Raw genomic sequence first — 11,665 nt, 5'->3', positions numbered from 1 at the left:
TTGAGAAGCCGTAAAAAAGCACGCTATAATCTAAGGCTTGTTCCTCGATAGCTCAGTTGGTAGAGCGCCGGACTGTTAATCCGTAGGTCCCTGGTTCGAGCCCAGGTCGAGGAGCCACTAAAAAGCCGCAAGGCAACTGGATGCCCCGCTACTCAAAAGGTAGCGGGGCATTTTCAATTGCGCTGTAGCGAAGGTGTTGCAGGCAGTCATCGCACCGACGCAAAAAATGCAGCCAGCCAGCCGGGATCGACAAATCCATTGCATATAATTTAAGGCTTGTTCCTCGATAGCTCAGTCGGTAGAGCGCCGGACTGTTAATCCGTAGGTCCCTGGTTCGAGCCCAGGTCGAGGAGCCAATACAAGCCGCAAGGCCTCTGGAAAGCCCGCTGTTTTTGGACAGCGGGCTTTTTCTTTGGCTGGGGTGAATGCGCCTCCCGCGCTACCAACGCGCACGCACACCAGCAGACCCTTGCAGCGACGACTTTGCCCGCGTGTCGCCGCCCATCGCATAGAGGCGGCCGATCTCGCCGTAGACACTGGTGGCCTGAGAAAGCGACAGGGTGAAGCCGCCCGCGAGTTCGGCGCTGCGGTAGGCAGTGGCGCTTGCGATGCGCGTGACGGCCGCCGCGTTGATGAACTGCGCGACGTCGGTGCCCGCGCTGGCGCTGTAGAGGTTCAGGCGTGCATAAGGCTGCAGCAGGCCGGCGGCCGTTGCAACTTCACCGCGCACGCGTACGCCAAGGCGCCCCAGCCAGCCACCACCAGTCTGCTGCGACACATTGGCGCCGGAGAGAACTGCATCGTCGAGCTTCAGCTTTTGATAGACGACCTGAGCTTGTGGCTCGATGCGCCAGCCCGGGGCGAGCCCGAAGGCCTGCCCGACCTCCAGCGACGCCAGCAGGCTGCGGCCCTTGCCCCAGCTGGCCTGGTTGCCCGTCGCTTCAACGCCGTAGCGGTGGCTGCCGCCCTGCAGGACGGCGTCGGCATAGCGATCGTTCTCATCGTCCTTCCACGTGGCGTAGGCCGCCAAGTAGCGCGAGCGCAGGTCGTTGTTGCCCACAGTGCCCTGTACGCCACGCGCAAAGCCTTGCACGCCGACACGGCCTTCGAGCTGGCCGACGTACACACCGGCGCGCCATGCCGAGCCCGTTGGCGCATACAGGTCCACACCGGTCTGGAAGCCGCGCAGGCGTCCGTCGCTTGAGGGCGCGACCGTGCCCTGCTGGCGCAGGTCGATGTCGGCGTACACCAGCCGACCCCATGCGGCACGCTGGCCCTGCGGCGCACTTTCATTCGACGCGATGCCATCGCCGTCGCCCATGCGCCGGTGCAGGTTGCCCAGCATCGCCAGGTCGGCCTGGCGAAGCTGCGACGGCAGTGCTGCGAACAGGGGAACCTCGGCGCGATAGGTTGGCAAGGTCACAGTGGCCGGGGTTGTCGGGCTCGCGGTCGCCGGCGCGGTCGAGCGCAAGTACCAGTTCTCGCCGGCCCCTGAGGCGTCCGCGCTGTAGAGGCGGTACTCGTAGGCGCCGGCGTCCACATGGCCACCGGCCAGGGAGAAGCCATTCTTCGTGGTCTGCGCAGTGGTCGTCGCTCCGTTGATGGCGCTCACGAGCATGATGCCGTCGCCCGTCGTCAATGCGCCGAGGCCGCCTGCATTGCTCACTTGCAGCGTGGTGGTGCCACTCACGGTGCCTGCGTTGATGACGATGCGATCAGTCAGTGAGCCGGAGTCCCCGAGGGCAGTGCGCATGCCCACGATGCCGCCCTGCCCCACCCAGTTGCCGTTGACGGTGAGCGTCTGCGGCACGAAGCCGGAGCCAGGCGGCTGGAAGTCGATGCGCCCCGCCAGCGTCAGGCTGCTCAGCGAAGAGCTGCCCGTCATCGCCCAGCGGCTCGTGGCATCGACGGTGAGGTCCACCGGATCGATGGCGCCCGTCAGGCTGGAGGCGTTCAACAGGCGCATGTCGACGGTGCTGGTGGCGTCCGTCACCACGTTGCCGCTCAGCGTGCTGCGATCAGCGGTGAAGATGAAGCTGCTGCCGTTCATTGCCTGCAGCAGGTTGCCGGAGCTGCTGGCGGTGGCGCTCGTGTTCTTCAATGTGAGCACCGCGCCCGTGGCCGCATCGACGCGCACGAGGTCGCCCGATGCGCTTGTGATTGCAAAGCCGTCGAAGCTTGCCGTCTGGCCCGAGCCCGAGAGAAAGCCCAGCGCACTGCCAGCGGCGGTGATGGAGCCGGTGCCGGTGGCGCTGATCGAAGGGCTGCTGGCGAGCATCGCGGCGCCGTAGCTGCTGGCGTCGGTAGTGGTGATCGCGAGCGAGCCCGTCGCGTTGATCGCGCCGCCGCCGGTGACCAGCAGGCCCGCGGCGTACGACTCCTGTGTGCCGCTTGGCGTGTTCGCCTGCGTGACGCCGGTGGCCTGGATCGTCACTGGGCCCGCGAGGTTCACCTGCGAGCCGGCATCGCGCACCGAAATGCCGATGCTGTTGATACCGCTCGAATGGATCGTGGTGCTCGACGATGCAGCGGCCGTTGCAATGCCGCCCGTGACGGCGCGGATGCCCGACCCGTTGAGGCCGGAGTTGTTCAGGCTTGCTGTGCCCGTGTAGGTGATGGTTCCGGCGCTGGTGATCTTGAGCGTCGAGGCCTGCTGGCCGCTCACGCTCAGGTTCAGGTTGCCGTTGAGTTGCGCAGTGCCGCCGAGATCGGTCGCGATCGCATCGGACCTCGAATCGCCTGCCGCGCTGATGACCATCGCACCGTTCGACACGAGGCTCGCCCCCGTAGTCATGCGAATGCCGGGAGAGTACGAAGCCCCGGCTCCCATGGTGATGCTGGTGTCGCCGTTCAGGATGACGCGGGTGTTCGCCAGCTCCGCGTAAATGCCGTAGTTGCTGGCCCCGTTGGACAGCGTGATCGACAACGGCCCGTTCACGGTGACGGTGCCCCCGCTCGCCGCGCGCAGGCCGCGAATGCCCGTGCTTGCGCCGGGGCGGTCCAGCGTCAGGCCACCGAGCAGGTTGATCTGCGAGCCGGTGCCCGTCGCGTACACGCCGTTGATGCCGCTCTGGGACATCATCATGGTGATGAGGCCCGCGGCATTGACGATGCCGCCACCCGATGCGCCCAGTGCTGATTGGCCTCCGGGCACGCCGCTGCTGCCGTAGCTGCCGGCCGCGCTGCACACGGAGCCCGCCGTGGCCTGCAGTCTCACGCCCGAAGTGCTGGTACAGGCCGCCATCGCGTCGCCCGCCGACCACAGCAGCAGCGCGCCGGAAAGGCATGTGCGGGGAAGGACGCCAGGGGCGAAGAAGTGCGAGTGCTTCAAAGACGGCTCCAGATGCACGCCATGACGATGGTGTGACATACCGCAACTCTAGATTAGCACCAATGTATTCAATTGTGAACAAATCCGCGTTTGGAGCCTTTCTTCGGGCAGATAGGCAAGCCCTGCCGTCTTTCTGGATATGCGCAAAGTCGGCTAAGTACCGGCCCGGCGAAGGATGCAAACTCCCGCGCATGGAAAGCCGTCGAACCGAGCAGGACTACCGGGCCCGCGTGGCGCGCGCGGTCGCGGCCATCGTCGCGGACCCGATGGCCGATCACCGGCTCGAAGACCTCGCGCGGCTCGCGCACTTCTCGCCCTTTCACTTTCACCGTGTCTACGCAAGCGTGGCCGGCGAAACGGTGGCCGCCACGGTCCGCCGCGTGCGGCTGGCGCTCGCCACCCGCCTGCTGGAAGCCGGCACCCAGAGCGTCACGCAGGTCGCGCTGGCCGTGGGCTACGAAAGCCCGCAAGCCTTCACGCGCGCCTTCGGCCAGTTCACCGGACAGTCGCCGCGCGCATTCCAGCAGCAGATGGCGCGGGCGATCCTCGACGTCGATGCGCTGCCGCGTTCCGGTGAGAACAACGAAGGCGCTGCACCGGCCGTGCGGATCGTCGAGTGCCCGGCGCAGCGGCTGCACGCGCTGCGGCACCAGGGGTCGTTCGCGACCATTCCCCATACCCATCGGCGGCTGCGCCTGCAGGCCGGTGGGCGAGTCATCTCGGACCGGTGGGGCGCCTCGTTCAACGAACCCGAAGACTCGGCCAGCTTCAGGTACTACGCCGCCGTCGCATCGCCCGACCCTTGGCCGGAAGACGCCGAGGTCCAGATGCTCGACATTCCCGGTGGCTGCTACGCCGTGCACCGCCTGGCCGGCCCCTACTCCCAGATCAACGCGGCCGTGCGCGCCCTCTATGTCCGGTGGCTGCCGGCCAGCGGCTACGAGCCGGACGACCGGCCCACGCTGGAGCACTACCTGAACTCGTCGCGCAAGGTCTCGCCGGCCGAACTGCGCACCGATCTGCTGATTCCCATCCGACGCGCGAGCACGTCATGAGCTCGTGGCGCCGCTGCCTCTTCCTCGTCGCCCTCTGCCTTTGCGCCGGCCTGGCGCACGCCGCGGGTTTCGGCCTCATCGAAGTGCCCGCCAGCAAAGACGGCCCGGCGCTGCTCGGTGCAGTGTGGACACCCTGCGATGCACCCGCAGGCAAGATCGCAGTCGATCCGCTGGTCATCGAGGGCACCAGGAACTGCCCGATCTCCGGCACGCAACTGCCGCTGGTCGTGGTCTCGCACAGCAAGGGTGGCTCATCCCTCCTTCACCACGACACAGCAGCCACGCTCGCCGACGCGGGCTTCGTCGTGGCTGCCATCAACCACCCGGGCCACAACTTTCAGGACATGAGCGGCGCGGCCCATCTGTCGGTCTACGCCACGCGGCCGGCTGACATGAAGCGGCTGGTCGACTACATGCTCGGCGCCTGGCCCGGACGCGCCGCGCTCGATGCGAATCGGATCGGCTTCTTTGGCTTCTCGGCGGGCGGCTACACCGGCCTCGTCTCGGTAGGCGCCGTTCCGGACTTCCGGTTGCGCGAAGACCTGTGCCCGCCAGCTTCCACGGTCCCGCTGTGCGGAGAAATCCGCCGCAACGAACTGCCGCAAATGCCGCCGCGGGACGACCGCATCAAGGCCGCAGTCATCGTCGATCCCCTGACTGCCTTCGACGCCAGCGGCCTGAAGGGCGTAACGCTTCCGATACAGCTGTGGGCCTCGGCCTTCGGAGGCGATGGCGTTGCCCCGCGCTACGTTGAAGAGCTTCGCCGCGACCTGCCCGTCAAGCCGGAATGGCACATGGTGCCAGGCGCCACGCACTTCGCCTTCGTGGCCCCCTGCCCGCCGACCATGGCGCAGGCAATGGCGCAGATCTGCCGCGATCGCCCGGATTTCGACCGCGCCGCCTTCCATGCCGACTTCAATGCACAGGTGCTGGCCTTCTTCAGGCAGCACCTCGGACCACACCGCGCTTATCGGCAAGGCACGTGAGGCCATTGCTTGATGGTCTCGCAGCACGTCCCTACACTCGTCCGGATGGCCCCCTCGTCCGTGTTCCGCAAACACCCTGCACGCGCAGCCCTGCCCCAGGCAGCGGCAGGCCATCGCGCGGATGTTGCCGCTGCGGCGACCACGGCGGTCTTGCGACACACCTCCGCACTTTCCTGAGCCCGGCGGTCCGCTACCTTCCTTCTTGATGCGCGAACCATTGACCGCCGGGCACCCGCCGCGCGGCAGCGACTTCGCCCTTCTCCTGTACAGGGCAAGGTCGCATTCAACTGGAGTGCTTCATGCTTGCAACCATTCACGGGGAGCGCACGCTCACCGAACTCGACTTCGTCCGCCTCGGCAAACTGCCGGGCCCCCAGCTTCCGCCCGCGCTCACCGAGCTTCTCGATGCGGCGGACGTGCTGCCCTCGCGCGAAGTCCCTCCGGACATCGTGACAATGAATTCCCAGGTGGAGGTGGAAGACCCGGCAACGCACCAACGGCAGAAGATCACCCTCTGCTACCCCGGCGACGCGCAGCCGGGTGAGGGCTTCGTCTCGGTGCTGTCGCCCGTAGGCATCGGCCTGCTGGGCGTGAAGACCGGAGCGCTCGCACGCTGGCAGATGCCCAACGGCGCGGAAGGCGCGGCGCGCGTGGTCGCAGTGCTGTTCCAGCCGGAGGCCAACGGCGAATACACGCGCTAGCGGTGCCCGTGCCTCCAAGTCGGTCGATCAGTGCTTCATGACGACGCCGGTGCGGTCCTTTGCGCTGTCGATGGTCGCGCTCACGGCGCTGGTGTTGACGGCCAGGGCCACCAGGATGGCGCCGACGAAGGCCGGGTCGGCGGGGCTGTTGAAATTCGAGGCCCCTGCAATGGCCAGGGCCTGCTGCACCTGCTGGCGGGTCAGTTCCGCTGCCGCTTCTCCAACGACGTTCTTCTTGGTTGCCATCTGAAAGCTCCTCGGAGTGAAGGCCCGACTGTAGCTGTCGGGTGGGCCACGCCCGCATGCCCATGACTTTCGGCACTGGTGCACCGGACATGCGGAATGTATGTTCGCGCGGGCGCCGGCGGCGCGTCGAATCGGGAGGTCGTACAGGCCATGGCAATTCCATCTTCGGTCTTGATCAAGCGACGTCCGCACCGGGCATCTCATTCTTTTCACCTGACAGATCGGACATGGCTTTTTCCAAACTCTCTCTCGCAAGTGCACTCGCGGGCCTGCTGGCCCTTTCAGGCTGCCAGACCATGGACATGCAAATGGGCAGCCAGTCGGCCAAGACCGTGGCCACCGGCAGCGCCGCAGGCAGCGCAACCTCCGGCGAAAGCAGCCAGCTCGAGCGCTGCGACTCGCCGCTCGGCACGGTCTCGCTGATCGAGAACGTGAATGCGGGCTGGTACACCATCCTCACCGGCGAATACAAGCTGCCTCCCACCGCCAACCTGCTGCGCCTGCTGGTGCAGCAATCGAACTGCTTCGTGGTGGTCGAGCGCGGCGCGGCCGGCATGAACGCCATGACGCGCGAGCGCGCGCTGATGCAGTCGGGCGAAATGCGCGGCGGCAGCAACTTCGGGCGCGGCCAGATGGTGGCTTCGGACTACGGCCTGTCGCCCGAGATCGTGTTCAGCAACAGCGACGCCGGCGGCCTGGGTGGCGCGCTCGGCGGCCTGGTGGGTGGCGGCCGTGGCCGCGCCATCGCCCAGCTCGGCGCGAGCATGCAGACCAAGGAAGCCAGCGCGCTGCTGACCCTCATCGACAACCGCTCCGGCGTGCAGGTTGCGGCCGCCGAAGGCAGCGCCTCCAAGACCGACTTCGCGGGCTTTGCCGGCCTGGGCGGTCTTTCCGCCGCGGGCGGCATTGGCGGCTACACGCGCACGCCGCAGGGCAAGGTGATTGCCGCGGCCTTCATGGACGCGTTCAACCAGATGGTCCGTTCGCTGCGCAACTACAAGGCGCAGACGGTGCGCGGCCAGGGCCTCGGCGGTGGCGGTCGCCTGGGCGTGGACGGCGGCGCGGCGCCCTCGCAGACCTCGGCGCCGGGAGCGGCAAAGCAGCCGCGCCGCAGCAGCAAGCAGGCGCAGTAGCGCACATCGCCGGCCGGCCCGCCTCGCTCAGAGGTAGCGCGTTTCGGCCGGCGGCTCGAACCAGTTGTTGTTGCGCCCGTCCATGTACCGGACGGGTGCCTTTGACAGATCTTCCGGCGTGACGTCGTCCAGGCAGCTCACGTTCACGCTGACGTAGGCACCACCGATCTCGGGCACATTGCCGCGCCCGAACGACCGGATGCCGCAGTGCCTGCAGAACAGGTGCTCGGTGCTGTGCGTGTTGAACTGGTACAGCGACAAATCTTCTTCTCCCGACAGCAGCGTGAAGGCCTCCGGCTTCACGATCGCGCCCCATGCGCGGGCCTTGGTGCAGATCGAGCAATTGCATTTGCCCGTGCCCTCGGCGAGATCGATCAAGGCCTGGAAGCGAACCTTGCCGCAATGGCAGCTGCCGTTGTATGTCTTCTTCATGGGTCTGTGTCCTGGGGTTGAGATGAAAGCCAAGGCTACGACCCATTGCGGACAGATCCTGTCCTCGATCGCGGGCATCATGCGCACATGCTGTCTGCCTCCGCACGCCTGATCCGGCTTCTTTCGTTGTTCCAGGCACAACGCTCCTGGACGGGCGCCGAACTCGCCGCCCGGCTCGACATCACCGAGCGCACCTTGCGCCGCGACGTGGACCGCCTGCGCAGCCTCGGCTACACGGTCGACTCCACCTCCGGCGTGGCGGGCGGCTACCGGCTGGGCGCGGGCACCGCCCTGCCACCGCTGCTGCTGGAAGACGAAGAAGCCATCGCCGTCGCGCTCGGCCTGGGCAACCCGGTCGGCGCCGCGGGCGACATCGAGAACGCCTCGATGCGCGCGCTGGCCAAGCTCGAACAGCTGATGCCGCCGCGCCTGCGCCGTCGGCTCGACAGCGTGCGCGCGTCGGTGGTGCCGGTTATGCGCGGCAAGTCGTCCGTGCGGCTGAAGGCCGTGTCCTTGCTTGCCGAAGCCTGCACCGACCGGCTCGAGCTGCGCTTCGGCTACCGCGACCACCACGACGCCGTCACCGAACGCACGGTAGAGCCGCATCGCGTGGTGCAGACGGGGCAGCGCTGGTACCTGCTGGCCTGGGACACGACGCGGCAGGACTGGCGCACCTTCCGCCTCGACCGCATCGTCGAACCCGCGCCCACCGGTGCCCGATTCACGCCGCGCCGACTGCCCCACGGCGACGTCGCTGCCTACATGGAACACGCGCTGCAGGTGTCGCCTTACCTGCACCATGCGCAGGTCGTGGTGCATGCATCTGCCAAGGCGCTGGAGCCCTACCTCGGCTGGGTCAGCGGAACGCCTCAGGCCATCGACGAAGGCTCTACGCGCATCGCCACCGGTGCCAATTCGCTTGACGCGCTGGCTGTCTGGCTTGGCTGCCTGCCGCATGACTTCGAGGTCGAATCGCCGAAGGAACTGGTCGAGCACCTGGCGCTCGTGGCCGAGCGGCTAGGCAAGGCCGCGCGCAAGCCACGGAAAGCGGTGGGCCGCCTCCCCCGTATATAGGATGGGCGGCACGTGGGCCGCCCTCTACTCTTTGCGCCATCCAGCAGCAACCCAGAACCTTCTCCATGCGCCTCGCCCCCACGTCCTGCATGAGCGCATACAGCCTCCCCGGCCCGGCGCGCGCATGACCGCAGAAACACAGGTTGCCCTCGTCGAAGACGACACCGGCATGCGCGAGCGCATCTCGCGCGTGGTCGATGCCGACCCGTCGCTGAGCCTGGCCTATAGCGCCTCCAACGCCGCCGACATCCTCGGCTGGCTGGTCGACAACCCCATCGACGTGCTGCTGGTCGACCTCGGCCTGCCCGACCGCCCCGGGCTGCAGGTGATCAGCCAGTGCCGCAACATGCAGCCGGCCTGCGCGGTGATGGTGCTGTCGATCTTCGGCGACGAGGCCAACATGGTCCAGGCCTTCGAGGCTGGCGCCAGCGGCTATCTGCTGAAGGACGGCACCGAGGCCGACCTCGCCACCCACATCCGCCACCTGCGCGCCGGCGGCTCGCCGATGTCGCCGGTGATCGCACGCAAGCTGCTGCGGCGCTGGCAGGCTCATTCGGGCGGAGCGCCACGGCAACAGCAGCCGGCAGCCGGCAGCCGCCAAGCCGGCCAGCACCGCGCCGAGCGCTTCGGCGATCGCTCCCGAACGCCTGTCGCCACGCGAGTTCGAGGTGCTCGACCTGGTCTCTCGTGGTTTCACCTATGTCGAAGTCGGAACGCAGATGGGAGTCTCCGCATCGACGGTCCAAACCCATATCCGCAATATCTACGGCAAGCTGGATGTGCACAACAAATCGGAAGCGGTGTTCGAGGCACGCAACCTCGGTTGGCTTCCCTAGTGTGGCCAGCGGCGTTCATCGCCAGTTCCTTGCGGCGCTGCTGTGCCTGTGGCTTGCGCTGGCAGGCGTCCACGCCCACGCCGCCGGGACGCCCGGCTCCATCGACATAGGCTCGGCCGAGGCCACGCTCGAACCCGATGGCCTGCCGGCGCAGAGGCGCCAGGTGCAACTGCCCTTTCGCTGGGACCACGAGTTTCCCGGCCTCGGGGGCAAGGCGACCTACCGCATCGACCTGCCTGCTGCCGCCGTGCCGGCCGACGAACCCGCGGCCCTGCTGATGTCGGGCGCGGGCAATCAGGTGACGATTTCGTTCAACGAGGCGCTGGTGGCCAGTTTCGGCACGCTGGGCGTGCCGAAGCACGACGCGACCAAGAGCAACCTGCTGGTTCCGGTTCCGGCCGTGCTGCACCGTACGGGCCAGCCGCAGTCGCTGGTCGTGCGCACGACCATCCAGCGCCAGCGTGGCGCGGGGCTGGCCAGCGTCCAGTACGGCACCGAGGCCTCGCTCGCGGTGCTCTATCGCGAGCGGCAAGGCTGGCGTAACACCTCGGCCATCGTGTATGCCGTCAGCCTGCTGCTGATGGGCGGCATTGCCGGTGGCCTGTGGCTGCGCCAGCGCGATGCGCTCTACGGCTGCTTCGCGCTGGCCGCGCTCTCGGGCGTGGCGCGCAACCTCGACCGCGTGTGGCCCGACGTGCCGATTCCCTGGCCGCTGTGGGGCGCGGTGGTGGCGGTCTGCTACGCCTGCCACATCGGGCTGATCGCTCGCTTCGTGCTGCTGGTGCTCGAGCGCAACCCGCCGTGGCTGGTGCGATCGATCCACGCAGCGCTCGCGCTGTCGGTCACGCTGGCCTGCGCCTCCTTCGCGTTTGCGCGGCCTTCGCTGTGGACTGCCGGCCTGGTCGTCCTGCAGCTGACCAGCATCGTCTGCCTGCCCTACGTGGTGTACGGCGCGCTGGTGGATCGGCGGCGCATTGCGGGCGTGCTGATGGCAGCGGGCACGCTGGCCATCCTGGCCGGCGCGCACGATCTGCTGCTGGTGCGCATGGGCCTTTTCGGCGGCGCCGACTTCACCCTGACGGCGCACGCGATGTTCTTCTTCGTGATGATCCTGGCCGGCCTCGTGGTCGAGCGCTACAGCCGCACCGTGGCCGACTACCGCGCGCTCAACACCAACCTCGCGGCCCGCGTGGCGGAGCGCGAAGATCAGCTGCGCAACGCTTTCGAGACCGTGCGCCAGCAGCATCAGGAGCAGGCCGTGCTGCTGGAGCGCCAGCGCATCATGCGGGAGATCCACGACGGCGTGGGCTCGCAGCTCGTGGGCCTGCTCAACGTGGTGACGCAGGCCAAGCCGGACCGCGCCGTGATCGAGGAGCACGTGAAGCTCGCGCTCGACGAAATGCGCATGGCCGTCGATTCGCTGCAACCCACGCACGACGACCTGCCGACCGTGCTGGCCACCCTGCGCTACCGCCTGCAGCCGCGGCTCGACGCAGCCGGCATCGAACTGGTGTGGGACGTGGAGGTCATTCCGCCGCTGGAGCCCTTCGCCGCACGGGCAGCCCTGCAGCTGCAGCGCATCCTGCTCGAAGCCTTCACCAACGTGCTCAAGCACGCAGCCGCCACGCGCATCGTGATGCATGCGAGCTGGCATGGCAACGAGAAGCCGTCGCTGGTGCGCATCGTCCTCACGGACAACGGACGCGGCCTGCCGACGGCACCAGCCGGTGGTGGGCACAGGGGACACGGCATTGCGAACATGCATGCGCGAGCCCAGTCCATCGGCGCGCGGCTGCAGATCGAAACGGTGGACCCCGCAACCGGGGGAGCGCGCATGCAGCTCGACTGGCCCTGCGCACGGGCCTGAGGAG

General features: G+C 67.6%; 10 protein-coding genes and 2 tRNA genes. 9 read left to right on the top strand and 3 right to left on the bottom strand.

The features are described from left to right. Window positions 1-41 precede the first annotated feature (41 nt). Both ACSFCA_RS13160 and ACSFCA_RS13155 read left to right on the top strand, forming a co-directional pair. A tRNA-Asn gene (locus ACSFCA_RS13160) sits at window positions 42-117 on the top strand. Between the two features lie 163 nt (window positions 118-280). Beyond that, window positions 281-356: transfer RNA gene (locus ACSFCA_RS13155), tRNA-Asn, on the top strand. A gap of 83 nt (window positions 357-439) precedes the next feature. On the opposite strand, the gene ACSFCA_RS13150 is transcribed toward ACSFCA_RS13155, so the two are convergent. Then, a complete protein-coding gene (locus ACSFCA_RS13150; RefSeq protein WP_435459810.1) occupies window positions 440-3,370 on the bottom strand; it encodes an autotransporter family protein in 2,931 nt (976 codons plus the stop codon). A 152-nt stretch (window positions 3,371-3,522) separates the two neighbouring features. On the opposite strand from ACSFCA_RS13150, the gene ACSFCA_RS13145 reads away from it, so the two are divergent. From ACSFCA_RS13145 to ACSFCA_RS13135, 3 genes are all read left to right on the top strand, one after another. Further along, the gene (locus ACSFCA_RS13145) at window positions 3,523-4,386 is read left to right on the top strand and encodes an AraC family transcriptional regulator (protein ID WP_435459809.1); all 864 of its coding nucleotides are present in this window, start codon (window positions 3,523-3,525) and stop codon (window positions 4,384-4,386) included. Continuing rightward, complete coding sequence (locus ACSFCA_RS13140) at window positions 4,383-5,372, top strand: alpha/beta hydrolase family protein (RefSeq protein ID WP_435459808.1); 990 nt, start codon at window positions 4,383-4,385, stop codon at window positions 5,370-5,372. Before ACSFCA_RS13145 ends, ACSFCA_RS13140 begins: the two co-directional genes overlap by 4 nt. 299 nt (window positions 5,373-5,671) lie before the next feature. Continuing rightward, window positions 5,672-6,073, top strand: a complete 402-nt coding sequence (locus tag ACSFCA_RS13135; RefSeq protein WP_435459807.1) for a GreA/GreB family elongation factor — start codon at window positions 5,672-5,674, stop codon at window positions 6,071-6,073. Between the two features lie 27 nt (window positions 6,074-6,100). On the opposite strand, the gene ACSFCA_RS13130 is transcribed toward ACSFCA_RS13135, so the two are convergent. After that, window positions 6,101-6,319 (bottom strand): hypothetical protein, encoded by a 219-nt coding sequence (locus tag ACSFCA_RS13130; protein WP_258355194.1) that lies wholly within the window; start codon window positions 6,317-6,319, stop codon window positions 6,101-6,103. A 227-nt stretch (window positions 6,320-6,546) separates the two neighbouring features. Between ACSFCA_RS13130 and ACSFCA_RS13125 the strand changes: the two genes are divergently transcribed. Continuing rightward, window positions 6,547-7,452, top strand: a complete 906-nt coding sequence (locus ACSFCA_RS13125) for a CsgG/HfaB family protein (RefSeq protein ID WP_258355195.1) — start codon at window positions 6,547-6,549, stop codon at window positions 7,450-7,452. A gap of 27 nt (window positions 7,453-7,479) precedes the next feature. On the opposite strand, the gene ACSFCA_RS13120 is transcribed toward ACSFCA_RS13125, so the two are convergent. Next, window positions 7,480-7,884, bottom strand: a complete 405-nt coding sequence (locus ACSFCA_RS13120; RefSeq protein ID WP_435459806.1) for a GFA family protein — start codon at window positions 7,882-7,884, stop codon at window positions 7,480-7,482. 87 nt (window positions 7,885-7,971) lie between these two features. Between ACSFCA_RS13120 and ACSFCA_RS13115 the strand changes: the two genes are divergently transcribed. The 3 genes from ACSFCA_RS13115 (at window position 7,972) to ACSFCA_RS13105 (ending at window position 11,661) form a co-directional block, all read left to right on the top strand. After that, complete coding sequence (locus ACSFCA_RS13115) at window positions 7,972-8,958, top strand: helix-turn-helix transcriptional regulator (RefSeq protein WP_435459805.1); 987 nt, start codon at window positions 7,972-7,974, stop codon at window positions 8,956-8,958. A gap of 124 nt (window positions 8,959-9,082) precedes the next feature. Continuing rightward, window positions 9,083-9,904: a response regulator gene (locus ACSFCA_RS13110; protein ID WP_435459804.1), complete on the top strand. Its 822-nt coding sequence runs from the start codon at window positions 9,083-9,085 to the stop codon at window positions 9,902-9,904. Continuing rightward, window positions 9,796-11,661: a sensor histidine kinase gene (locus ACSFCA_RS13105; RefSeq protein ID WP_435459803.1), complete on the top strand. Its 1,866-nt coding sequence runs from the start codon at window positions 9,796-9,798 to the stop codon at window positions 11,659-11,661. Before ACSFCA_RS13110 ends, ACSFCA_RS13105 begins: the two co-directional genes overlap by 109 nt. The last annotated feature ends 4 nt before the right edge of the window (window positions 11,662-11,665 follow it).

This window comes from Variovorax multivorans (assembly GCF_051216835.1).
GTDB lineage: Bacteria > Pseudomonadota > Gammaproteobacteria > Burkholderiales > Burkholderiaceae_C > Variovorax.
The sequence above is the reverse complement of the archived record's forward strand: the minus strand, read 5'-3'. Positions and strand labels throughout refer to the sequence as shown.